The following is a 21,260-nucleotide window of genomic DNA, read 5'->3' as shown; positions in this document are numbered from 1 at the left end:
CTACACCCCGCTCGCGGGGATACCGCTGCGCTGCACCTTGCGCGGCGCGGTGACTTCCTTCCAGGTCGAAAGCGCCCGGTTGGCGGCGGTGAAGGGCTCGCGCTTGACGAACTCGCCGTGGCCCTGCTGCGTCTTCACCGTGCCTTCCTCGATGGCGACTACGCCGCGGGTCAGGGTATAACGCGGCAGGCCCGTCACTTCCTTGCCCTCGAAGACGTTGTAGTCGATTGCCGACTGCTGCGTCTTGGCGGCAATGGTCTTCGAGCGCTTCGGATCCCAGACGACGATATCGGCATCGGCGCCGACGAGGATCGCGCCTTTCTTCGGGTAGCAATTGAGGATCTTGGCGATATTGGTCGAGGTCACCGCCACGAATTCGTTCATGGTCAGGCGGCCGGTGTTGACGCCGTAGGTCCAGAGCATCGGCATGCGGTCTTCAAGGCCGCCGGTGCCGTTCGGGATCTTGGTGAAATCGCCAAGGCCAAAACGCTTCTGTTCGGTGGTGAAGGCGCAATGGTCGGTCGCGACCACTTGCAGCGAGCCGGAAGCGAGGCCGGCCCAGAGGCTGTCCTGATGCTGCTTGTTGCGGAAGGGCGGCGACATGACGCGGCGGGCGGCATGGTCCCAATCGGCATTGGCATATTCGGTTTCGTCCAGCGTCAGATGCTGGATCAGCGGCTCGCCATAGACGCGCATGCCCTTCTGGCGGGCGCGGCGGATGGCTTCGTGGGCCTGTTCGCAGGAGGTGTGGACGATGTAAACCGGGCTGCCCGCCATGTCGGCGATCATGATGGCGCGGTTGGTTGCCTCGCCCTCGACTTCGGCGGGGCGGGAATAGGCATGCGCTTCCGGGCCGTTATTGCCCTCGGCCAGCAGCTTTGCCTGCATCTGTGCCACCACGTCGCCGTTTTCGGCATGGACGAGCGGCAGCGCGCCAAGCTCGGCGCAACGCTGGAAGGACGAGAACATCTCGTCGTCATCCACCATCAGCGCGCCCTTATAGGCCATGAAGTGCTTGAATGTGTTGATGCCCTTGTCGCGGACGATGGCTTCCATCTCGTTGAAAACCTGCTCACCCCACCAGGTAATCGCCATGTGGAAGGAGTAGTCGCAGTTCGCCCGTGTCGACTTGTTGTCCCACATGGTCAGCGCTTCGAGCAGCGACTGGCCGGGCGAAGGCAGCGCGAAATCCACCACCATCGTCGTGCCGCCGGCAAGGGCCGCCCGCGTGCCGCTCTCGAAATCGTCGGAGGAATAGGTGCCCATGAACGGCATTTCGAGATGGGTGTGCGGGTCGATGCCGCCCGGCATGACATAACAGCCGGAGGCATCGAGCACTTCACTACCGGACAGGTTCTGCCCGATCTCGACGATCTTCCCACCCTCGATCTTGACGTCGGCCTTGTAGGTCAGATCGGCTGTAACGATGGTTCCACCCTTGATGACAGTGCTCATGGTGTCTGCTCCCGATATGTGAGATTCTGGTGCTCGGCGAAGACGGGCATCACGCCACGATCTCCGCCGTCTCCACGACCGCGTGGAACAGGACGTCAGCGCCGGCGGCCGCCCATTCCTTGGAAATCTCTTCCGCCTCGTTGTGCGAGAGCCCGCCGACGCAGGGGCACATGACCATGGTAGCAGGTGCTACTTTGGCGGCCCAGCAGGCGTCGTGGCCGGCGCCGGAGATGATGTTCATGTGGCTGTAGCCGAGCCTCTCAGCGGCGTTGCGCACGGCGGTTACCAGCTTCGGATCGAAGGTCACCGGCTCGAAATGACCGATGGCCTCGACGGAGCAGCCGACGCCGAGGGCGTCGCAGATCTTTGGCGCTTCAACCTCGATTTTGGCGCGCATGCGATCAAGCTTGTCCTTGTCGGGCGTGCGGATGTCGACGGTGAAGACCACCTTGCCGGGCAGGACGTTGCGCGAATTCGGCGAGAAGAACACCTGCCCGACACCGCCAACGGCGCCCGGCTGGTTTTCCATCGCCACTCCCTGCACCATCTCGATGATCCGCGACATGGCAAGCCCGGCATTGACGCGCATGTTCATCGGCGTCGAGCCGGTATGGGCTTCCTTGCCGGTCAGCGTGAATTCCAGCCACCATAGGCCCTGACAATGCGTGACGACGCCGATCGTCTTTTCCTCGGCCTCGAGGATCGGACCCTGTTCGATGTGATATTCGAAATAGGCGTGCATCTTGCGAGCGCCGACTTCTTCGTCGCCGAGCCAGCCGATGCGCTTCAGTTCCTCGCCATAGGTCTTGCCATCCGGATCCTTGCGGCCATAGGCGTAATCCAGCGTATGCATGCCGGCGAAGACGCCGGAGGCGAGCATGGCGGGGGCGAAGCGCGCACCCTCTTCATTGGCCCAATTGGTGACCACGATCGGATGCTTGGTCTTGATGCCGAGATCGTTCATCGTGCGGACGACTTCGAGGGCGCCGAGGACACCGAGGACGCCGTCATACTTGCCGCCGGTCGGCTGGGTGTCGAGATGCGAGCCGACATAGATCGGCAGCGCGTCCGGATCGGTGCCGGCGCGGGTGGCGAACATCGTGCCCATCTTGTCGACGCCGACTTTCATACCGGCATCTTCGCACCAGGTTTTGAAAAGGCTGCGGCCTTCGGCGTCGGCATCCGTCAGCGTCTGACGATTATTACCGCCGGCAATGCCGGGGCCGATTTTCGCCATGTCCATCAATGCGTCCCAAAGGCGATCGCCGTTGATACGCATGTTTTCTCCTGGCGCTGCCACCATGATGCAATCCTCACCTGTTTGTCCTGGGGCATGCAAGGCGCATGCCCAATTGTTCCCGATGGTCGTTGCCGGAGCGTTTGCTTGTTTTTCTTGCCCCGAAAAATCGCCGGTTGCCTTTGTAAGACATCTGACAGATAATTTGACCGATTGGTAAACATTACAACTTCCGTGGCGGCGCTCAAGACGAAAAGCGCGAAAATTCCCGATAAAATTTCAGGCAATTGCCCAAATTTACAGCGCGGGCAGGGTGCAATGAGAACTTGGCCGAAGGGCTTGGATTTCAAGGAGAAACAGAGCAGACATGGCCATTCCCAGAGCCGCCAGGACCCAGCGCCGCACCCGCATCCAGGAAGAAAAAGAGGAAGTGATACTCGAGGCCGCGCTGGACGTATTTTCCGTCCACGGTTTCCGCGGCTCGACCATCGATCAGATCGCCGATGTCGCCGGCATGTCGAAGCCCAATGTGCTCTATTATTTCCGCACCAAGGAGGCCATGCACCGCGCGCTGATCGACCGCGTGCTGTTCACTTGGCTGGAGCCGTTGCGCGCCTTCGACGCCAATGGCAATCCCGAAAGCGAGATCCGCTCCTATATCCGCCGCAAGCTCGAAATGGCCCGCGATTTCCCACGCGAAAGCCGCCTGTTCGCCAACGAGATGCTGCAGGGCGCGCCGCATATCGAGGACGAGCTCCGCGGTCCGCTGAAGAGCCTCGTCGATGAAAAGGCCGAGGTCATCCGTACCTGGGCCAAGGCCGGCAAGATCGCCAAATGCGACCCCTACCACCTGATCTTCTCCATTTGGTCGACGACGCAGCATTATGCCGATTTCGATGTGCAGGTGCGCGCTGTGCTTGGGCAGGAACATTCGGGAGAAGGGCGCTTCGAGGATGCGGCGCGCTATCTGGAAAAGCTATTTGTCGACGGGCTAGGCATTCGGCGGCCTTAGTTCTTAGCCTTCGCACTTATGTCGACATAAGTGCGAAGGCTCTCTTTGGAACTGCCCCCGTGCTACTCCGCCGCCTGCTGCGCCATTGGGTTGTTCGGGTGGGTCGTCCAGTTGGCGTAGTTCGGGTCGACGATCTTGCCGGTGCGCTTGTCGAGGCTGCCGGCCGGCAGTTCCTCCATGGTGATGCAGTTTTCGACCGGGCAGACGCTGACGCAGAGATTGCAGCCGACGCATTCCTCGTCCATCACCTCGAAATGCCGGGCGCCATCCACCATGTTGGTGATCGCCTGGTGCGAGGTATCTTCGCAGGCGATGTAGCAGCGGCCGCATTTGATGCAGGCGTCCTGGTCGATCTTGGCCTTGGCGATGTAGTTGAGGTTGAGATACTGCCAGTCGGAGACGTTCGGCACGGCGCGGGCGATAATGTCGTCCAGCGTGCGATGTCCCTTTTCGTCCATCCAGTCGGAGAGGCCGGTGATCATTTCCTGGACGATCTTGAAGCCGTAGGTCATTGCCGCCGTGCAGACCTGCACGTTGCCGGCGCCGAGCGCCAGGAATTCGGCCGCGTCACGCCAGGTGGTGATGCCGCCAATGCCGGAGATCGGCAGGCCTTGGGTTTGCGGATCGCGGGCGATCTCGGCCACCATGTTGAGCGCGATCGGCTTGACCGCCGGGCCGCAATAGCCGCCATGGCTGCCCTTGCCGCCGACCGTCGGGTTCGGTGCGAAATTGTCGAGGTCGACGGAAACGATCGAGTTGATCGTGTTGATCAGCGACACGGCATCGGTGCCGCCGGCCTTGGCGGCGCGGGCAGGCATGCGGACGTCGGTGATATTCGGCGTCAGCTTGGTGATGACAGGCATGCGGGTATATTGCTTGCACCAGCGCACGACCATTTCGATATATTCCGGCACCTGTCCGACTGCAGCCCCCATGCCGCGTTCCGACATGCCGTGCGGACAGCCGAAGTTGAGCTCGATGCCGTCAGCGCCTGTTTCTTCGACCAGCGGCAGGATTGCCTTCCAGGCATCCTCGACGCAGGGAACCATGATCGAGGCGATGAGGGCGCGATCCGGCCAGTTCATCTTCACCTGCTTCATTTCGCGCAGGTTGGTGTAGAGGTCACGGTCGGTGATCAGCTCGATATTGTTCAGGCCAAGCAGGCGGCGGTCGGCGCCCCAGATCGCGCCGTAGCGCGGGCCGTTGACGTTGACGACCGGCGGGCCTTCCTCGCCAAGGGTTTTCCAGACGACACCGCCCCAGCCGGCCTTGAAGGCGCGCTCGACATTGTAGGCCTTGTCGGTCGGCGGCGCCGAGGCGAGCCAGAACGGGTTCGGGGATTTGATGCCGACGAAATTATTGCGGAGATCTGCCATATCGATTTCTCCTTCAAGCGACGGCGGCGTTCGGCTGCGCAGAGGCAGCGAGCGCGTGGTTGATGGATTCGGCCGCGTCGCGACCCTGTGCGACAGCCGAGACCGTCAGGTCGTCGCCGCCGAGCACGCAGTCGCCGCCGGCCCATACGTGGTCGAGCGAGGTGCGGCCTTCGCCGTCAATGGCGATGCGGCCGGCTTCCATGCGCAATGCCCCGAGGCCGGAGGCTTCGAAGGTCTGGCCGATGGCCTTGAAGATCTGGTCAGCGGCGATGACACCGAGATCGCCGGTGCCGGTGAGCTTGCCGTCGCGCAGTTCGGTGTATTCCACCTCGATGCCGGCGACCTTGCCGTTCTTGTCGAGAATGCGCTTCGGCGCCAGCCAATGGCGGATCATCACGCCCTTGGAGGCAGCGAGATCCTGCTCATACTCGGAAGCGTTCATGTGCTCCTTGCCGCGGCGATAGCAGATCGTCACCTCTTCGGCGCCGAGCAGCTTTGCCTGCACGGCGGCGTCGATGGCGGTCATGCCGCCGCCGAGAACGACGACGCGGCGGCCGATGGCGATATCGGCCTTGTCGTTCGCCTGGCGAAGGCCGGCGATATAGGCAACGGCATCGGCGACGCCATCAAGATCCTCGCCTTCTGCGCGCAGCGCGTTGACGCCGGCAAGGCCGAGGCCGAGGAAGACGGCGTCATATTGCGAGGCGAGATCGGCGAGGCTGAAATCGCGGCCGAGCGCCTGGCCGTTCTTCACCTCGATGCCGCCGATCGACAGCACGTAATCGACTTCCTTCTGCGCGAAATCGTCGACCGCCTTGTAGGTAGCGATGCCGTATTCGTTGAGGCCGCCGGCCTTTTCGCGGGCGTCGAAGATTACGACCTCGTGGCCTTTCACCGCAAGGCGATGGGCGCAGGCAAGGCCGGCGGGGCCGGCGCCGACGACGGCGATCTTCTTGCCGCTCGATGCGGCGCGGGCGTAGAACTGCTTGTTCTCGGCCATGGCTATATCGGTCGCGTAGCGCTGCAGGCGGCCGATCTCGACCGGGCGCTCCTCGGCAGTATTGCGCACGCAATCCTGCTCGCAGAGCTGTTCGGTGGGACAGACGCGGGCGCACATGCCGCCCAGGATGTTCTGGTCGAAAATCGTCTTGGCCGAGCCGATCGGATTGCCCGTCGAGATCTGACGGATGAACAGCGGAATGTCGATGGAGGTGGGACAGGCCGTCATGCACGGCGCGTCATAGCAGAAATAACAGCGGTCGGCAGCGACCAGCGCCTCGTGATCATTCAGGCGCGGATGAAGATCGGAGAAGTTCGCATCATACTCGGCGGGCGTCAGCCGGCCTTTATGAATCCCAGTTTCCAGTCGTCCCATTGAAGTTCCCTCTTATAGTAAACGGCCAGTGGAACAAACGGTAACTCAGGATAAAAAATTTATCAAACGGTAAAATTTTTGATTTCGCTTTCGTCGAAGTAGAAATGTTGGTCTCTACCGCACGGTGCTGAACCTGGCCGGAGGGTTTCTACTAAGAGTATGTTTTGTATTTTGTATTCTTGAGTTTCTGATCGGGGAAAGATCGAAAAACTTAACTGTAATAGTCCGGAATTATGGAGAAGCTCTCAAGGCGTGCGACGGCTGTCGTTGCCCCTTCGAGATGGGCGGCGGACGCATGAGAAGAAAATCAAAATTTTTTTTGAAAAAGATGGGAACCAAGGCCCCGGCGCCGTCGTTTAGAGAATGCTTGGTGATGAGTGCATCGTTCGATGCACGCCCCCAACATCGTTACCGGGCAACTACTCACGGTCCCCTCCCGATGAGTGAAAAGCAGCCAGTGCGCCGCCCTCGCACTGGCTGTTTTCATTTGTCGTTCTCATGAGCTGCGCTCAGCCGCGGCGGAGGATTTCGTATTCGCTTTCAGGGATGATCAGGCGATAGCCGATGCTGTCGTCGCCGATGGAGAAATCGGCGCGGCCGTTCATGGAGCTCGGGACCACGCGCTCGAGCACGGTGCGGCTGAAGCTATTATCCTCGAATTCGTGGTCGGCAGGGAAATAGAAGCGTTCCGACCAGGCGACCTCGATTGCTTTCTTGCCGTCGAGTTCGGATTCCCTGCAATTCAGCGTGATGCTCGTGGCGCCCGCGGAAATGGCACCGTGCGAGGCGGAATTGACAATCAGTTCGTGCAGGGCAAGGCCGAGATGCACGGCGGCATTCGGCGTCAGATGCGCGTTGATCCCGTAGATCGGCATGGGTACGCCGGCATCGGGCCAGTAGGGGGCGAATTGCTTTTCGGCGAGTTCGAACAGATAGGCGCCGCGCCAGCTGGAATCGGTGATCAGGTCCTGAGAATTCGACAGAGACTGCAGGCGACCGCGGAACTTGATGAGGAAATTGTCGATCGTCAGCGTATGGCGGGCTGTCTGGGTTGCGATGCCCTGGATGATTGCCAGTAGGTTCTTGGAGCGATGCGACAGCTCACGCAGCAGCGATTTCAGGACCTTTTCGCGGTGGCGCGTCTCGGTGACCTCGGAGATGACGGAGAGCAGGCCCTGCGGCTTGCGCCCGCCTATGCGCTCGATCTTCAGCTCGTAGATGCGTACGCCATCGCCGGTTGGAAGCTCCACTTCCGCGCTGGCGGGCTTGCCACTTTCCAGCACGCCGCGCTTGAGCTGCAGCAGGTGCGCGCCGTCCTTCTCGCCGAAGAGGTGCAGGTCGGTGCCGCCGATGATCAGGGATGGTTTCAGGTGGTCGGGCAGGTTTTCGGCATAGCGGATCGCAAGGGTCGTATCCTGAAAGAGGATCGAGATGCCGGCGCTTCCGAGCGCCCGCTCCATCATAGCGGCCTTGCCTTCAAAACTTAAAGGCGCGCCGGACAATGGTTCAGTCGTATTCACCGGTTTGCCTTTCACTCGAATTTCGAGAATCCCGCCAACAGGGCATTCTCCGCCGGAAAAACTCGATCCGGTCCATATATTCACTCGCCATAACAGTCGGTAAAGCGTCCCTTAGCAGCCGGAACGTTCGGTTGCTATCTTTGTTCCGCGACAGGGTGTCGAATCGTGTCAGGCGGCCACCTTTGTGGTTTCGTTGAAGAAAAGCGCCTGGCTGATCAGGGCTTTCACCATGTCCGGATTGAACGGCTTGGTGACGAGGAAGGTCGGCTCGGGGCGTTCGCCGGTCAACAGACGCTCCGGGAAGGCTGTGATGAAGATGACCGGAATGTTCGATGTCTTGAGGATCTCGTTGACGGCGTCGATGCCGGAGCTGCCGTCGGCAAGCTGGATGTCGGCAAGCACCATGCTGGGTTTGGTGGCATTGTGCAGGGCGACAGCCTCCGCATGGGTGCGGGCGATGCCGGTCACGCGATGCCCGAGGCTTTCCACCATCTGTTCGATATCCATCGCGATCAGCGGCTCATCCTCGATGATCATGATATCGGTGGCAACCTGGCGCGAAATCTCCTGCGACGCCTTGTCGAGCAAACTCATGGCTTCGGTTTCCGACACTTCGAGAATGTTGGCGATCTCGCCGAGGCGGAAGTTTTCGACGGAGGCGAGAAGGAAGGCCTGACGGGCGATCGGCGACACCTTTGCAAGGTTTATCGAAGCGCGCTGCTCCCAGGCATAGGGCGACGTCGGTTCGGGAATCTGGATCGCCGAGGAACCGAAGAGCTTGGTGAAGAGTTTATAAAGGGCGACGCGATCGTTGGATGTTTCCGGAAAGATGGAGAGATCGCTGATGATCGCTTCGAGGACCGCTGCGACGTAGGCGTCTCCCGAAGTCTGTGTCCCGGTCAACGCGCGGGAGTAGCGGCGCAAGTACGGAAGATGCGGCGCAATGCGTGTGGAAAGTGTCATTAATGGCTCCCGCCTTTTAATCAATTCTTAATTGAAACACAGCCTCCGAGCTGCAATGACAAAGAAACGCCAGTTTGGTAAAAAAGTTCCTCTGCACCGGAACTTTTTTTAGGCAATGGCATTACCCTGCCAACGAACAGTAGGTTTCATCCTCTTCCGAATTCGGCTCGAAACGGACGTGGGCGAGGCAGATTGGTCTCCCAGACCAGGGCATATAGGCGCACCCGACCCATGAACGCGAGAAAATGCGGAAGCGAGCAGGCCAAATGACCACCCAAAATCAAGAGGAAACGGACCGGAACCGCGCAGATCTGCGCGCTGCCGATATCCTCGATCCCAACAATCAGATCGGCAACCGGTTGCGCTCCTTCTACGCCGCGGTGCAGGACGAGGCTATCCCCGATCGCTTTCTCGATCTGCTCGAGAAACTGGATCAGGTTGAACGCTTGGCTTCCGCAAAAGTCTCCGATTGAGGGGAAGCATCATGGAACAGCAACCGAGCTTCAAGCGCGAACTCCTGGCTGCCCTGCCGAGCCTCCGTGCCTTCGCCATTTCGCTCACCGGCCGTCACGACCGGGCCGATGATCTCGTGCAGGATACCATCATGAAAGCCTGGGCGAAGCAGGATCATTTCGAGATGGGCACCAACATGAAGGCCTGGCTCTTCACCATCCTGCGCAACGAGCTTTACAGCCAGATGCGCAAGAGCGGCCGCGAGGTACAGGACAGCGATGGCCTGTTCACCGAATCGATGGCGACGCATCCTTCCCAATATGGCGCACTCGACCTGCAGGATTTCCGCAAGGCGCTGGATCAGCTGCCGCCCGATCAGCGCGAAGCCATCATCCTCGTCGGCGCTTCCGGTTTTTCCTATGAAGAGGCTGCAGAGATCTGCGGCTGTGCCGTCGGCACCATCAAGAGCCGCGTCAATCGCGCCCGCCAGCGTCTGCAGGAAGTGCTGCAGATTTCAGGAGAAGCGGATTTCGGCCCGGACGCCACGTCCGCGCCGCTGACCTCCAAGGCGTTTGCCTTCTGAGATTGCAATCGGCCCGCACGATCACTCATGATAGTGCGGGCTGATCACTGTATGCGTTTGCGCGCAGTCGCGAACCCCATCGAGCGGCTGGGCCGCCGCTCAATCATCCCGTTTTTTCGTTCCAAGCAGGTTGCCGAACACCAGTGCCGTGGCGATGGCGGCGGTCAGCAGCGGCTGCGTCTTTGCAAGGCCGAGCGCGGCAACAGCCATGGATTCCAACGAGGCGCGGCGTTCGCGGGCGCGCCGCTCTTCCTGCTTGTTGAGGATCGCCATGATGACCAGGACGATCAGTCCGAGCAGCAGCGCGCCAGCGGCGAGCAGCAGCGCCGAGATGGCGGCACCATAGATGGTGGCAAGCCATATGGCGGCGGCCACCAGTGCGAAGCCATAGGCCGTGAGAAGAAGGATCGCGGCAATGGCGACAAAAATACCGTTGCGCTTGGTGCGCGCAACGGTACGGTTCAGTGTGCCCGACAGGAGCAGGCTAAGGATTGGAGCGAGCATCGCGGCTCCTTAGCGGCGGGACAGAAGCAGGGCGATTGCCAGACCGAAGATCGTAGCGGCCCCGATGGTTGCGACCGGATGCTGCCGGACGGTCCTGCGCATTTCGCGTGAACCCTTGGCGTAGCCTCGCTGCAGCTCATGCAGTAGGTCTTCGCCGCGTGCCGTCAGGTCTTCCAAGCCGGTCTCCGCGCGGGCGCGCATCGTCTCGCCCTGCTTGGCGCTACTTTCACCGACGATCTTGGTAAAAGCGGCAATCTCGCTGCGCAGATGTGCGATCTGCTCCTCGATGCTGGTTTCCATATCGTGCAGGGTGCTGCTGCCGTTGCGCTTGGCTTTCGCCGAATGGAGGATGGATGTGGCCATGGTCTTTCTCCCTTGCGTCTTTGCTCTGGCGCCGGGAACGGCGCGCTGGCTGTTGCGATGACCGAATGCTGCAAGACATGTTGCGCCGTCAGGCGCGCAGAAAATCGATCCGGGTCACCCGTCAACAACGCGGCGATGCAACGAAAGGTTCCAGGCTTTGCAACGAAAGCGAGTTCAGTCGCCAAGCGCACTATGGGCGAGGACGAAGGGAGCGCCGTCGTTGGGAATGCGGTTGACCCTCAGCGCGCAGCCGAAAACATCCAGCAGATGCCGGTCTGTCAGGACCTCGGCGACCGGGCCGGCTGCTTGCAGCTGGCCATTCTTGAGCAGTACCATCTGGTCGGCGAAAAGCGCGGTAAGGTTGAGATCGTGCATTACCGCGATGACACCGCCGCCGCGCTGACAGAATTGCCGGGCAAGCGTCATGATCGTCAGCTGATGGCTGATGTCGAGGCTGGAGACTGGCTCGTCGAGCAGCAGCCAGCATGGCTTGCCGTCGATGACGGGCTCCGAGATCTGGCAGAGCACGCGCGCGAGCTGGACGCGCTGCTGTTCGCCGCCAGAAAGCTCCTGATAGAAACGCCCTTCGAAGCCTGTGAGGTCGACGGAGGCAAGCGCATCGGCGGCGATGCGATCGGCCTGTTCGGGATGGCGATTGCGTCCGGTCGTCAGCCCCATACGGACGATTTCGCGGACGGTGAAGGGAAAGGAGATGATGTTTGCCTGCGGCAGCACGCCGCGTATTTCCGCCAGTTGCCACGGCTGGAGGCTGCCGATCTCCGCCGCATTGAGGCGCACCGAGCCCTGATAGGCAAGCTCACCGGAAATGGCCTTCATTGTCGTCGTCTTGCCGGAACCGTTCGGTCCGCAGATCGCCGTGAGGGCACCGGGTTCGGCGATGAAGGAGACGTCCTGCACGACTGTTTTGCCGGCAAGCTGGACGGAAAGGTTCGAGACGTCGATCATCGAGAACTCACAGGCTGAGGCGCGAGCGTTGCCGAAGCAGCATCCACAGGAAGAACGGCCCTCCAACGCTGGCGGTGATGATGCCGATCGGCAGTTCCGCCGGCGAGACGATGGTGCGGGCAACCACATCGGCGATGATCAATAGGGAGCCGCCGAGCAGAGCCGAGGCCGGCAGCAGGAAGCGATGGTCCGGGCCGATCACCATGCGCAGGATATGCGGCACGATGATGCCGATGAAGCCGATGCCGCCGCTGACCGCTACGGAAGCGCCGACTGCGGCGGCGGCGCTGACGATGGCGATATTCTTCAAGCGCTGGACGGCGATGCCCATGTGGAAGGCTGCGGCTTCACCGAGTGTCAGCGCGTTGAGGCCGCGCGCCATGAACGGCAATGGCAGCATGGCAAGGACGATGATGGGGCCGGCGGCGGCGATCTTGCTCCAGGTCGAACCGGCAAGTGAGCCCATGCTCCAGAAGGTGAGATCACGCAACTGCCGATCATCGGCCATGTAGATCAACAGGCCGGTTGCCGCCAGCGCCAGCGAGCCGATGGCGATGCCGGCGAGAAGCATGGTGGCGATCGATGTTTGCCCATGCCGCGTCGCTACCTTGTAGAGGATGATCGTTGTGGCAAGGCCGCCGATGAAGGCGGCGATGGGCAGGGCGAAGATGCCCAGGAGATGCGCGACCGGCGCGAGGATGCCGGCGCCCAGGACGATCATTCCGACTGCCCCGAGACTGGCGCCCGCCGAAATGCCGATCAGGCCGGGATCGGCCAGGGGATTGCGGAACAGGCCCTGCATGACCGCGCCGGAGACGGCAAGCCCGCCGCCGATCAGGAAGCCGAGGATGGCGCGGGGCAGGCGGATATCGAAGATGATGATGCGGTCACGGCTGCTGAGCGCGCTATCCGCACCGCTGCCGACCATGCTGCGAATGACATCGATGATCGACGCATTCGAGGCGCCCATGGTGATCGAGAAGGCGAAAGCGAGGACGGAGGCGACCGCGAGGCCGGCGAGGACGAGGAGGGCGAGCAGCGTGCGGTCGCCCTCGCGACGGCGCGCTTTTGCTTGTGACATATGCTTCAGCTCCGCCACGACCTCGCTGAGCGCCATGTCAGCCTCCGTAGATCGCCGCGTTCAGCTCGCGTACGGCGCTGGCGGTGCGGGGTCCGAAGCCCAGGAGATGCAGGCCGTCCATGCGGACGATTGCCTTGTGGCTGGCCGCGGGCGTCAGCGAAATCGCCGGCTGCTTCAACAGGTCCTCGTCCTTCATCGACAGCGGGCCTTCGCGATCCATGATCAGGATGACGTCGGGCTTGGCCTCGATGATCGCTTCGTCCGTCAGCGGCTTGTAACCGGAGAAGCTGCCGACCGCGTTGATCGCGCCGGCAAGCTTGATGATGCCATTGGCGGCGGTATTGTCGCCGGAGGCGAGGATCTTGCCGTTCTGGTTGCTGAGGATGAAGAGCACGCGCTTGCGCTCGGCTTCCGGACGCTTTTCGGAATTGGCAATGGCGGCATCGAGATCGGCGGCGACCTTGCCTTCCAGCGCCTTTGCCTTGTCCGGCACGCCGAGCAGCGAGCCGACGACGTCGATCTTCTTCAGGATGCCGTCACGGTCGTAGGTCTGCGGCACGATTTCGAAGGGCAGGCTGGCATTGCGCAGCACGGCGAGTGCCTCCGGCGGGCCGGAGCCCTCGACGGCGATGATGGCGGTCGGATTGACGGCAAGGATGCCCTCCGGCGACAGCGCGCGCATATAGCCGACATCAGGCAGTTTGGCTGCGGCTTCCGGATAGTTGCTGGTGGAGTCGCGGGCGATGAGCCGCTTTTCCTCGCCGAGTGCATAAATGATCTCGGTGACGTCGCCGCCGACCGAGACGAGCCGCGATGTGTCGATCTTTGGCACCTCGGCCGCATGGGCGCGCTGGACCAGGCTATAGTTGCCCTTGATCGGGCTGACGGGCACCAGCGGCACGATCATCACCACGGCGGTGAGCGCGATTTCCCACGGCTTGATGCGCTTGATATTGGTCAACATCGTCATGGCTTGATCCTCAGGCGGCGACGCTGGCGTCAGCCCGTGTCAGGTTTTCGATGATGGCGCGCCAGTCGCGGCGTTCGTCGAAGCCTTCCTTCCGCTTGCCGAAGAACTGGATGATCATCTCGCCCTTGGCGTTATAGGCCTCGAACGAGGTGACATGGCCGTCCTTGGTCGGCTTACGCACGGCCCAGGCTTCCGCGATGTGATCCTGGCGCAGATGCAGGTGGAAGGTGGGATCCATGACGTTGATCCAGGGTCCCATGGTTGCAACGTTGACGATCGGGCCGGAATGGATCTGTACGGTGCCTTCGTTGGTGACGAAGCACATGATCGGCAGGCCCTCGCGCACGCAGGCATGCATCATCTCGGCGACAGCACCGGTTCCGAGCTTCCAGGCGTAATCATCGCCGACGGCGCGGATCGCCGCCTGGCGGCCGATCTTCAGCTTCTTCAGCATGCCGAAGAATTCATGCGTGTCGGTCATGCGGCTCCAATGGTCGCGCAGCTCGTCGCGGCTGATATCGCCGTCGATCGCGCCATTGTCATAGCCGGAGAAATCTTCGATCAGATCCTGCGACTGGTCATCGAGGCGAAGTGCCGCGACCATGTCGTGATAGGCCTCGACATTGGAGGCGGGACGCAGATGCACCTTGTGTACGGCGTCGCCGGCCTTGTCGAAGAATTGCAGGCTGAGCTTCTGTTGATCTCCGTCCGTCTTGGTGACGGCGAAGCCATGTGCCCAGCGCTTCGGGAAGATGCGCAGGTCGATGTTCTCACCGAGCACGATGGCGGCTTGTACGCCGGACTTGATGTTCTCGTAGACGCCGATCTTCTCGTGCACGGCGCTCTCGTTGCGCGACAGCGCCAGGACTTCGCCAAGCGAGGCGATGTGTTCAAGGAAACGGTTGGCGTCGGCATCGATGCGAATGACGGAAATGCCGACTTCGGCGGCGACCAGCGCGGCTTCGGAAACGCTCAAGCGGGCTGCGATATCGCGCTCGCGCATGTTCGAATTCTCGGCGCGGAAGGCGCGGATGGCGGCGGGGGTGGGGCGGGTCGTCTCGGTCATCTGCTATGCCTATTTGTTGAGAATGAGTTTGCCTTGGCGCGTGATCTTCATCCGATAGACCGCACCCTCATGTCTGATCATGATTTCGGTCTGGCCCCGGAAAATATCCGTGCTTTCGACCATTCTAATTTGCTGTGCGGCCACTGGCGGCACCGGCTGTATTGGGGGCTTCTCAGCAATCATCCTGCTTGGTTTTGCCTGAAAATTCATAGGGGACCGAAGGTTGCTTCGGCCAGATTTAACTTGACTCACATAGTCATGGTTTCCTAAAGACGCAATAGAAGACTGTTAGAGTCAAGTTTAAAATTTTAGGTGGTGCGCGCGCCGGCATCCAATGCTCGCTTTGCGTTCGCCAAGAGACATTTCGGGAGTGATTGCTGATGCTGACCAAGACGATTTTGGCCGTTGCCGCCGGTGGGCTGTTTGCCATGGCTTCCTGCGTCCCGGCCTTCGCCGAGGATGCGGTCGCGGCGCCGGCTCCTGCAACGGATGCGCAGAAGCTCAACGTCGAACTCAACGCGCTGGCGCCCTCCCAGAAGGGCTGCATGATGACCTTCGTCGCGGAAAACGATCTGGCGACGCCGATCAGCAAGATCTCCTTCGAGCTTGCCTTCTTCAACGACAAGAACGCGGTTGACCGCGTCACCGTTCTCGACTTCCGCGACCTGCCGGTCGGCAAGAAGCGCGTACGGCAATTCGATATGCCCGGCGTGAAGTGCGAGAGCGTCACCCGCATCATCGTCAACGATACGCCGGTCTGCGATGGCCCGGCGGCGGGCGCCTGCAAGGCCGCCTTGACGACACGCTCCCAGCTTTCCGTTCCTTTCGAAGGCTGAAGCCATGGCACGCCGCTCGGCTCAGGTTTCCATCGACCGCCACCGCTCCGGCGATGGCTTGAATGACAACTATCCGAGCGTGCTTCCGGGCCACGAACTGGCCGGCCTCGACGGCCTGCCGCGTCCGCCGACCGCGGAGGCGGTATCGCATTACAGCCGCTTCACCCAGATCGGCTCCTATCCCGCTCACCCGACCGAGCCCGCGCCGGATGCCTCCGAGCCGCCGGTCATGGACATGTTGTCGGCGGAGAGGACGCAAAAAGTAGCGGGTGCCGGTAAGAAGTCACTTGCTTTCGCTGGCTTGGGGTCCTGCTTCTTCCACGCCATGGTGATTGCGGCGTTGCTGGTGGCGATCGTCGCAACGCCTGAAGAGGCGCAGGAAGAAGCCGGCGATACCGTCAGTGTCGTAATGATCGGCAATTCCGATATGGATCAGATGGCGGCAGGTGAAGAAAGCCCGCAGCAGCCCCCGGAAGAGGTGACGGCAGAGGCTGTGCAGCCGGAAACGGTTCAGCCGACCGAAATCAAGCCGGATGAAGTACAGCCGGCCGAGCCAGAAGCCGTTCAGCCCGCTGAGACGGAAGTGCAGCCGACCGAAATGGCGGAGGTGGTTCAACCGACCGAGCAGCCACAGGTCCTTGCAACGCAAGCGCCCGCCGAGACGACCGTCGTGCAGCCGGCCGAAACTGTGCAGCCCGTTGAGCCGACGCCTGAAGTTGTCACTCCGCTCGCAAAGCCCGTTCGCCAGGAAAAGGCGAAGGAAGTTGTTAAGAAGCCGGTGCCGAAGATTGCGAAGGTTAGGACCGGCTCCAGTGGCGAGAGCCAGCAGGATTCGAAGAGGGGTTCTGTGGAAGGAACCGAGACCTCGCAGTCCGATACGAATTCGCTGTCAAACGCCCGCCGCACCGGCTCGGGTAGTGCAGCCGTTGCCAATTATCCGGGTAAGGTCCAGGCCCGCATTCGCCGCGCCGTCCGTCTGTCGTCGAAATATGAAAAGGGCATAACGGTGCGTGTGCGCCTGACAATTGGTGCGAGTGGTGAGCTGGCTTCCCTCTCGGTAGCACGCAGCTCGGGTATTCCAGAGCTGGACGAAGCTGTCACCGACGGTGTCAGGCGGGCTGCACCCTTTCCGCCGTTACCCTCGGAATGGGGCAAGCCGAGCTGGACGTTCACGCAAGAGGTTCAGGTAACCGGGCGGTAGGTTGCGTTCGTGCCTGTAGCAAGCATCGTATCGATTTCAATCGTTTGACCATCTTTGGGCCTGATTGTTGCGTACGGAAACATGTCGCGACAAAATATGATAAAAATCCTCAACTTTATACTTTACTCCAAAACTCATGTTTAATATGGTCGCCCTGCGCTCGACGGAATCGGGTGCGCAAGAGCAACCAATGAACGGGTGATGTATGGCGCGTAAGGGGAAGAGGGATTTGGGCCGGGATAGTCGCGAGGCGCAAAAGCCGGAGCAGACATCCGGGAAATCCAGCCTCGATGGGCGCAGTTTCCTGTATGTCGGCGGTCGCGATTGCCAGGTGGCGCATCTGCGGCAGATCGCCAGCAACTTCGGCGCCGAGCTGATCCATCATGATGGCGGCTTGCGCGAGGCGGTGTCGCGCATAGATACCGTGCTGCCTTCCGTCGACTGCGTCTTCTGCCCGATTGACTGTATCAGCCATGATGCGTGCTTGCGGGTGAAGACCGGCTGCAAGAAGTTCGGCAAGGCGTTCATACCCTTGCGCAATGGCAGCAAGTCGAGCCTGGAGCGGGCGCTGACGACAATGAACGAACGAGACGCCGCCCGATGAATGACAAAGGCCCTGACGGGTTCATGATGATCGGTCTGCACAAGCTGGCCGCGCAGAATGGTGATGGCCTCGTGCCGGAACTCTATGAATTGCTGATGCGTCGCGCCGAGGAGCAGCGGCAGGCTCCCAACGTGACGACCTTTCCATCCTGGCAGGCACGTCTGCCGGGAGAGCAATCGGATATAGCGCCAGATATTACGGCACGCGATGGCACGAATGTCATTGCCTTTACATCTCGACCGGGCAAAACTGTCGACCATCGCAAGAAGGTCTGATTGCCCGAGAGGTCTAGCCCATGTACATCGCCATGAACCGCTTCAAGGTCGTCATCGGTTCAGAGATTGCTTTCGAAACTATTTGGAAAGACCGTGATTCCCGGCTGGGGGAGGTTCCCGGTTTCGTGGAGTTCCGCCTGCTGCGCGGTTCCATGAATGTCGAGGAGGGTTATACGCTATTTTCCTCGCATACGATCTGGCGCAGCGAAGAGGATTTCCTCAACTGGACGAAATCCGAGAATTTCCGCGAGGCGCACCGCAATGCCGGCAGTAACAAGGCATTGTACTGGGGGCCGCCGCAGTTCGAAGGGTTCAATGTGGTTGCCGGGGTTTGAGATAGGCTGACACGTCTCAAGCTCCCGCCGCGCCTTTCCTGAAGAAAGCGCTCAGCGCCACGACAACCCATCCCGCCACCATGCCCATTCCTCCGGTCGGCGCGGCCAGGGGAAATAGCGAGCTGCCGAGAAAATGGCGGCTGACCAGATCGCCCGCGAAGATCAGCGTTCCCAATCCAAGCAGGACGGTCGCCACCGGCGCGGCGCGGATGCGGTCATAGCCGGCGTAGAGGGCGAGCAGGGCAGGGGCATGTGCCAGGCACATGGTCGAGGCGGAGCCGAGAAAAAGTGTATCGCCGCCATGGGACGCGGCGGCTGCAAGCGCGACACCGGCGGCGCCGAGGGTGCCGGCAACAAACAGGGTGAGCGGACGGATTATCGTGCTGAAGCTCATGTCTTCTCTCATTCCCGGTTCTGCATATGGAAGGCGAGGCGCTCGATGGGCTCCCAGATGATCGCCCGCAGCTTTTCGTTTTCGATGGTTTCAGCCATGGCGCGGCGGAAGCAGAGCAGCCATTCGTCGCGCTCGGCGGGGCCGATGGCGGCGACGAAATGACGGCTGCGCAGGCGTGGATGGCCGCGTTTCTCGATATAGAGCTGTGGTCCGCCGAGATAGCCGGTCAGATATTCGTAGAATTTTTCACGGGAGCCTTCGAGGCTCGGCGGATGCACGGCGCGGCAGTTGGCGGCTTCCGGCAGCGTGTCCATCAGATCATAGAAGCGTGTCGTCAGCGCACGCACGGTCTGATCGCCGCCGATCGCCTGGTAGAGTGTGATGGTCTCTTCGCTCAAATGCCGGTCCCCGTTCGCCGCGTTCTACATGGCAATTCGCAAGGCGGATCGCAATCGCAGATTTCACCCATGCGGCGTTTCGGCGCTATTCCGCCTTCAGGTGAAAACTGTCGCTTTCTCCGGGGACGAGTTGTAGCGGCCAGATCATTTGGCGCTTGGTCTTGGGGTAGATATGGCTGTAGGCGGGCATGCTGGAGAGCAAGATCTCGGCCAATTCGACACCGAGTTCGTGCAGGGATGTGCGAAAGCAGGTTAGCGGCGGTTGCAGGAATTTGGCGCGCGGCGCCTCGCGAAAGCCCACGACGGCAATATCGCGCCCTGGAATGATGCCGGCTTCCATCACGCGCTGGTAGAAGCCGATGGCCATCAATTCGTAGATCAGGATTACAGCCGTCGGCTTGTCATCGAGGTGAAGCAATTTGTCGGCGACCTGATAGCCACCCTGTTCGCTCGATTTCGCGCGAATGACCAGATCCGGGTCGTAGGCGATGCCGTGCCGCTCGAGCGCGCGCCGATAACCCTCCACGAAGATGAAGCCGAGATTGATGTCGCTGGAGGGCGCGCTGATAGCGATGCGGCGATGCCCATGCGCCACGAGCCGGTCGACAGCGCAATTGGCGACGCCGTCGAAATCGAGGTCAGCCCAGGAATGCTGCCCGATCGAGAGGCTGCGGCCAAGCGCTGCGAAAGGGATTTTCGTTTTGGCGAGCAGATCAAAACGTTTGTCGATGCGCTGTGTCTCGGAAATGATCAGGGCATCGACGATGCGTCTCGCCACCATGCGTTTCAGGTACTCGTAGGGATCTTCGTCGTTCGGGCAGGGGAGCATGACCAAATCGAGGTTGTGGCGCGCGAACACGCTCTGCAGCCCACCCGTTACGGTCAGAAAGAAATTGTCGCTGTTTTCAACCGTTTCCTTGCTGGATTGGATCATCAGGCCGATGACGTTGGTCGTGCCTTGCCGCAGGCTGCGCCCCGATTGGTTGGCCACATAGCCCAGCTGTTCGGCGGCGGCGAGTACGCGCTTGCGGGTCTCTTCGTTGACATCAGGCTTGCCGTTCAACGCGCGTGATACTGTGCCGATCGAGATATCGAGATGTTCGGCGAGCTGACGAATTCCCTTCATCGGCGGGTGTTTTCCTCCATGCGCCATTTTCCATAGTCCTCCTCTATTGACACAGGAAAATCTTTTCGCATAGGATCGTAAACGTTTACGGAATGCGTGTCACGAGGAGTTTGACACCATTCGCTGGAGGGAATCGTGAAATTTAACGCCATTTTGTGCGGGTGCGGAGCTATGTCCAAAGGCTGGCTCAAGGCCATCGCCTCGACGCCGTCACTTGCCGAAACCATCAAGGTCGTGGGCCTGGTCGATCTCAATCGAGCGACCGCCGAAAACCTTGCGAAAGAGTTCGGTCTCGAAGAGGCCGTTATCGGTTCGGACCTTGCCACAGTCATCGCGGCGACGAAGGCCGACCTGGTGTTCGATGTCGTCATTCCCGCCGCTCGCTTCGGCGTCGTCTCGACGGCGCTGAAAGCCGGCTGCCATGTCCTCAGCGAAAAGCCGATGGCAACCTCGCTTGAAGAGGGGGCTGCCCTCATCGATCTCGCCGCCAAGACCGGCAAGGTACACGCCATCATCCAGAACCGCCGCTTCATCTCCGGCGTGCGCCGTCTGCGCCGCTTTGTCGAAGAGGGCGCGATCGGCGAGCTCACCGGCATTCATTGCGATTTCTTCCTTGGGCCGCATTTTGGCGGCTTCCGTGAGGAGATGGACAATGTGCTCCTGCTCGACATGGCGATCCATACTTTCGATGCCGCCCGTTTCGTTGCCGGCAAGACGCCGCTTTCGGTCTATTGCGTCGAGAAGAACCCTGCCGGGTCCTGGTACAGGCATGGTGCGTCCGCGCATGCGCTATTCGAGTTTTCCGACGACGTCGTCTTCAGCTATCGCGGCTCCTGGTGCACTGAAGGCAAGCGCACGAGCTGGGAGAGCCAATGGCGGCTCACCGGCAGCAAAGGCATGCTGACCTGGGACGGCGAAGAGCATTTCGAAGCTTCCGTCGCCGGCCATGAGCCGGGCCTGTTGCATGGTTTTACCCCCATCGACGTTCCCGGCCCCAGGCATGATGACGAGACGCATGGGCATGCCAGCGTCATCGCCTCCTTTATCGATGCGGTGAAGACGGGCAAGCGGCCGGAAACCGAAAGCAGCGACAATATTCATAGCCTCGCAATGGTCCTCGGCGCGATCGAAAGCGCCAAGTCGGGCCGGCGTATCGAAATCTAAGCA

General features: G+C 61.0%; 25 protein-coding genes. 9 read left to right on the top strand and 16 right to left on the bottom strand.

The window, feature by feature from the left end:
- Both hydA and PMI03_RS03395 read right to left on the bottom strand, forming a co-directional pair.
- Positions 1 to 1,455: a dihydropyrimidinase gene (hydA, locus tag PMI03_RS03400; RefSeq protein ID WP_007689896.1), complete on the bottom strand. Its 1,455-nt coding sequence runs from the start codon at positions 1,453 to 1,455 to the stop codon at positions 1 to 3.
- 49 nt (positions 1,456 to 1,504) lie between these two features.
- Positions 1,505 to 2,758, bottom strand: coding sequence for a Zn-dependent hydrolase (locus PMI03_RS03395; protein WP_039973610.1), 1,254 nt, complete (start codon positions 2,756 to 2,758; stop codon positions 1,505 to 1,507).
- 301 nt (positions 2,759 to 3,059) lie between these two features.
- Between PMI03_RS03395 and PMI03_RS03390 the strand changes: the two genes are divergently transcribed.
- Positions 3,060 to 3,704 (top strand): TetR family transcriptional regulator C-terminal domain-containing protein, encoded by a 645-nt coding sequence (locus PMI03_RS03390; RefSeq protein ID WP_007689892.1) that lies wholly within the window; start codon positions 3,060 to 3,062, stop codon positions 3,702 to 3,704.
- Between the two features lie 62 nt (positions 3,705 to 3,766).
- Here PMI03_RS03390 and preA read toward each other — a convergent pair whose 3' ends face one another.
- The 4 genes from preA to PMI03_RS03370 form a co-directional block, all read right to left on the bottom strand.
- Positions 3,767 to 5,080, bottom strand: a complete 1,314-nt coding sequence (preA, locus tag PMI03_RS03385) for an NAD-dependent dihydropyrimidine dehydrogenase subunit PreA (RefSeq protein WP_007689890.1) — start codon at positions 5,078 to 5,080, stop codon at positions 3,767 to 3,769.
- A gap of 13 nt (positions 5,081 to 5,093) precedes the next feature.
- Positions 5,094 to 6,455 (bottom strand): NAD(P)-dependent oxidoreductase, encoded by a 1,362-nt coding sequence (locus tag PMI03_RS03380; protein ID WP_007689887.1) that lies wholly within the window; start codon positions 6,453 to 6,455, stop codon positions 5,094 to 5,096.
- 509 nt (positions 6,456 to 6,964) lie between these two features.
- On the bottom strand, positions 6,965 to 7,957 hold the full coding sequence (locus tag PMI03_RS03375) for a sensor histidine kinase (protein ID WP_174052487.1): 993 nt from the start codon (positions 7,955 to 7,957) through the stop codon (positions 6,965 to 6,967).
- Positions 7,958 to 8,143: 186 nt separating this feature from the next.
- A complete protein-coding gene (locus PMI03_RS03370) occupies positions 8,144 to 8,938 on the bottom strand; it encodes a response regulator (RefSeq protein ID WP_007689883.1) in 795 nt (264 codons plus the stop codon).
- Positions 8,939 to 9,204: 266 nt separating this feature from the next.
- On the opposite strand from PMI03_RS03370, the gene PMI03_RS03365 reads away from it, so the two are divergent.
- On the top strand, positions 9,205 to 9,411 hold the full coding sequence (locus tag PMI03_RS03365; RefSeq protein ID WP_007689881.1) for a NepR family anti-sigma factor: 207 nt from the start codon (positions 9,205 to 9,207) through the stop codon (positions 9,409 to 9,411).
- An 11-nt stretch (positions 9,412 to 9,422) separates the two neighbouring features.
- A complete protein-coding gene (locus PMI03_RS03360; protein ID WP_007689879.1) occupies positions 9,423 to 9,974 on the top strand; it encodes an RNA polymerase sigma factor in 552 nt (183 codons plus the stop codon).
- 99 nt (positions 9,975 to 10,073) lie between these two features.
- On the opposite strand, the gene PMI03_RS03355 is transcribed toward PMI03_RS03360, so the two are convergent.
- The 7 genes from PMI03_RS03355 to hemP all read right to left on the bottom strand — a co-directional run bounded on the left by PMI03_RS03355 (position 10,074) and on the right by hemP (position 15,107).
- A complete protein-coding gene (locus PMI03_RS03355; protein WP_007689877.1) occupies positions 10,074 to 10,478 on the bottom strand; it encodes a hypothetical protein in 405 nt (134 codons plus the stop codon).
- 9 nt (positions 10,479 to 10,487) lie between these two features.
- A complete protein-coding gene (locus tag PMI03_RS03350) occupies positions 10,488 to 10,841 on the bottom strand; it encodes a YqjD family protein (protein WP_007689875.1) in 354 nt (117 codons plus the stop codon).
- A gap of 174 nt (positions 10,842 to 11,015) precedes the next feature.
- Positions 11,016 to 11,807: a heme ABC transporter ATP-binding protein gene (locus PMI03_RS03345; RefSeq protein WP_007689873.1), complete on the bottom strand. Its 792-nt coding sequence runs from the start codon at positions 11,805 to 11,807 to the stop codon at positions 11,016 to 11,018.
- Positions 11,808 to 11,814: 7 nt separating this feature from the next.
- Positions 11,815 to 12,924 carry an iron ABC transporter permease gene (locus tag PMI03_RS03340; RefSeq protein WP_007689870.1) on the bottom strand — a complete coding sequence of 370 codons (1,110 nt, stop codon included), beginning with the start codon at positions 12,922 to 12,924 and terminating at the stop codon, positions 11,815 to 11,817.
- Position 12,925: 1 nt separating this feature from the next.
- Complete coding sequence (locus tag PMI03_RS03335; RefSeq protein WP_007689868.1) at positions 12,926 to 13,858, bottom strand: hemin ABC transporter substrate-binding protein; 933 nt, start codon at positions 13,856 to 13,858, stop codon at positions 12,926 to 12,928.
- Between the two features lie 10 nt (positions 13,859 to 13,868).
- Positions 13,869 to 14,924, bottom strand: coding sequence for a hemin-degrading factor (locus PMI03_RS03330; RefSeq protein WP_007689867.1), 1,056 nt, complete (start codon positions 14,922 to 14,924; stop codon positions 13,869 to 13,871).
- Between the two features lie 9 nt (positions 14,925 to 14,933).
- Positions 14,934 to 15,107 (bottom strand): hemin uptake protein HemP, encoded by a 174-nt coding sequence (hemP, locus tag PMI03_RS03325; RefSeq protein WP_034519271.1) that lies wholly within the window; start codon positions 15,105 to 15,107, stop codon positions 14,934 to 14,936.
- A gap of 197 nt (positions 15,108 to 15,304) precedes the next feature.
- Between hemP and PMI03_RS03320 the strand changes: the two genes are divergently transcribed.
- From PMI03_RS03320 to PMI03_RS03300, 5 genes are all read left to right on the top strand, one after another.
- Positions 15,305 to 15,760, top strand: coding sequence for a hypothetical protein (locus PMI03_RS03320; protein ID WP_007689866.1), 456 nt, complete (start codon positions 15,305 to 15,307; stop codon positions 15,758 to 15,760).
- Positions 15,761 to 15,764: 4 nt separating this feature from the next.
- Positions 15,765 to 16,961, top strand: a complete 1,197-nt coding sequence (locus PMI03_RS03315; RefSeq protein WP_007689863.1) for a cell envelope integrity protein TolA — start codon at positions 15,765 to 15,767, stop codon at positions 16,959 to 16,961.
- 205 nt (positions 16,962 to 17,166) lie between these two features.
- Entirely contained in the window at positions 17,167 to 17,565 is a 399-nt protein-coding gene (locus PMI03_RS03310) for a DUF2325 domain-containing protein (RefSeq protein WP_007689862.1), read from the top strand.
- A complete protein-coding gene (locus PMI03_RS03305) occupies positions 17,562 to 17,840 on the top strand; it encodes a hypothetical protein (RefSeq protein WP_007689860.1) in 279 nt (92 codons plus the stop codon). The genes PMI03_RS03310 and PMI03_RS03305 overlap by 4 nt, the downstream gene beginning before the upstream one ends.
- Positions 17,841 to 17,860: 20 nt before the next feature.
- Positions 17,861 to 18,175: an antibiotic biosynthesis monooxygenase gene (locus PMI03_RS03300; protein ID WP_007689858.1), complete on the top strand. Its 315-nt coding sequence runs from the start codon at positions 17,861 to 17,863 to the stop codon at positions 18,173 to 18,175.
- Between the two features lie 16 nt (positions 18,176 to 18,191).
- On the opposite strand, the gene PMI03_RS03295 is transcribed toward PMI03_RS03300, so the two are convergent.
- The 3 genes from PMI03_RS03295 to PMI03_RS03285 all read right to left on the bottom strand — a co-directional run bounded on the left by PMI03_RS03295 (position 18,192) and on the right by PMI03_RS03285 (position 20,093).
- Positions 18,192 to 18,569 (bottom strand): DUF423 domain-containing protein, encoded by a 378-nt coding sequence (locus PMI03_RS03295; protein WP_007689856.1) that lies wholly within the window; start codon positions 18,567 to 18,569, stop codon positions 18,192 to 18,194.
- A gap of 8 nt (positions 18,570 to 18,577) precedes the next feature.
- Positions 18,578 to 18,967 carry a group II truncated hemoglobin gene (locus PMI03_RS03290; RefSeq protein WP_007689854.1) on the bottom strand — a complete coding sequence of 130 codons (390 nt, stop codon included), beginning with the start codon at positions 18,965 to 18,967 and terminating at the stop codon, positions 18,578 to 18,580.
- An 85-nt stretch (positions 18,968 to 19,052) separates the two neighbouring features.
- A complete protein-coding gene (locus PMI03_RS03285; RefSeq protein ID WP_012652082.1) occupies positions 19,053 to 20,093 on the bottom strand; it encodes a substrate-binding domain-containing protein in 1,041 nt (346 codons plus the stop codon).
- A gap of 135 nt (positions 20,094 to 20,228) precedes the next feature.
- Here PMI03_RS03285 and PMI03_RS03280 point away from each other — a divergent pair, with 135 nt between their 5' ends.
- Positions 20,229 to 21,257 carry a Gfo/Idh/MocA family protein gene (locus PMI03_RS03280; RefSeq protein WP_007689850.1) on the top strand — a complete coding sequence of 343 codons (1,029 nt, stop codon included), beginning with the start codon at positions 20,229 to 20,231 and terminating at the stop codon, positions 21,255 to 21,257.
- Positions 21,258 to 21,260 lie beyond the last annotated feature (3 nt).

It is taken from the genome of Rhizobium sp. AP16 (assembly GCF_000281735.1).
Lineage (GTDB): Bacteria > Pseudomonadota > Alphaproteobacteria > Rhizobiales > Rhizobiaceae > Rhizobium > Rhizobium rhizogenes.
This window is presented reverse-complemented; position numbering and strand designations above follow the sequence as displayed.

What these genes read in the sequence shown, in the direction of transcription:
- hydA (WP_007689896.1), bottom strand. Translation starts at nt 1,455, where the DNA reads ATGAGCACTGTCATCAAGGGTGGAACCATCGTTACAGCCGATCTGACC.
- PMI03_RS03395 (WP_039973610.1), bottom strand. Translation starts at nt 2,758, where the DNA reads ATGGTGGCAGCGCCAGGAGAAAACATGCGTATCAACGGCGATCGCCTT.
- PMI03_RS03390 (WP_007689892.1), top strand. Translation starts at nt 3,060, where the DNA reads ATGGCCATTCCCAGAGCCGCCAGGACCCAGCGCCGCACCCGCATCCAG.
- preA (WP_007689890.1), bottom strand. Translation starts at nt 5,080, where the DNA reads ATGGCAGATCTCCGCAATAATTTCGTCGGCATCAAATCCCCGAACCCG.
- PMI03_RS03380 (WP_007689887.1), bottom strand. Translation starts at nt 6,455, where the DNA reads ATGGGACGACTGGAAACTGGGATTCATAAAGGCCGGCTGACGCCCGCC.
- PMI03_RS03370 (WP_007689883.1), bottom strand. Translation starts at nt 8,938, where the DNA reads ATGACACTTTCCACACGCATTGCGCCGCATCTTCCGTACTTGCGCCGC.
- PMI03_RS03365 (WP_007689881.1), top strand. Translation starts at nt 9,205, where the DNA reads ATGACCACCCAAAATCAAGAGGAAACGGACCGGAACCGCGCAGATCTG.
- PMI03_RS03360 (WP_007689879.1), top strand. Translation starts at nt 9,423, where the DNA reads ATGGAACAGCAACCGAGCTTCAAGCGCGAACTCCTGGCTGCCCTGCCG.
- PMI03_RS03355 (WP_007689877.1), bottom strand. Translation starts at nt 10,478, where the DNA reads ATGCTCGCTCCAATCCTTAGCCTGCTCCTGTCGGGCACACTGAACCGT.
- PMI03_RS03350 (WP_007689875.1), bottom strand. Translation starts at nt 10,841, where the DNA reads ATGGCCACATCCATCCTCCATTCGGCGAAAGCCAAGCGCAACGGCAGC.
- PMI03_RS03345 (WP_007689873.1), bottom strand. Translation starts at nt 11,807, where the DNA reads ATGATCGACGTCTCGAACCTTTCCGTCCAGCTTGCCGGCAAAACAGTC.
- PMI03_RS03340 (WP_007689870.1), bottom strand. Translation starts at nt 12,924, where the DNA reads ATGGCGCTCAGCGAGGTCGTGGCGGAGCTGAAGCATATGTCACAAGCA.
- PMI03_RS03335 (WP_007689868.1), bottom strand. Translation starts at nt 13,858, where the DNA reads ATGACGATGTTGACCAATATCAAGCGCATCAAGCCGTGGGAAATCGCG.
- PMI03_RS03330 (WP_007689867.1), bottom strand. Translation starts at nt 14,924, where the DNA reads ATGACCGAGACGACCCGCCCCACCCCCGCCGCCATCCGCGCCTTCCGC.
- hemP (WP_034519271.1), bottom strand. Translation starts at nt 15,107, where the DNA reads ATGATTGCTGAGAAGCCCCCAATACAGCCGGTGCCGCCAGTGGCCGCA.
- PMI03_RS03320 (WP_007689866.1), top strand. Translation starts at nt 15,305, where the DNA reads ATGCTGACCAAGACGATTTTGGCCGTTGCCGCCGGTGGGCTGTTTGCC.
- PMI03_RS03315 (WP_007689863.1), top strand. Translation starts at nt 15,765, where the DNA reads ATGGCACGCCGCTCGGCTCAGGTTTCCATCGACCGCCACCGCTCCGGC.
- PMI03_RS03310 (WP_007689862.1), top strand. Translation starts at nt 17,167, where the DNA reads ATGGCGCGTAAGGGGAAGAGGGATTTGGGCCGGGATAGTCGCGAGGCG.
- PMI03_RS03305 (WP_007689860.1), top strand. Translation starts at nt 17,562, where the DNA reads ATGAATGACAAAGGCCCTGACGGGTTCATGATGATCGGTCTGCACAAG.
- PMI03_RS03300 (WP_007689858.1), top strand. Translation starts at nt 17,861, where the DNA reads ATGTACATCGCCATGAACCGCTTCAAGGTCGTCATCGGTTCAGAGATT.
- PMI03_RS03295 (WP_007689856.1), bottom strand. Translation starts at nt 18,569, where the DNA reads ATGAGCTTCAGCACGATAATCCGTCCGCTCACCCTGTTTGTTGCCGGC.
- PMI03_RS03285 (WP_012652082.1), bottom strand. Translation starts at nt 20,093, where the DNA reads ATGAAGGGAATTCGTCAGCTCGCCGAACATCTCGATATCTCGATCGGC.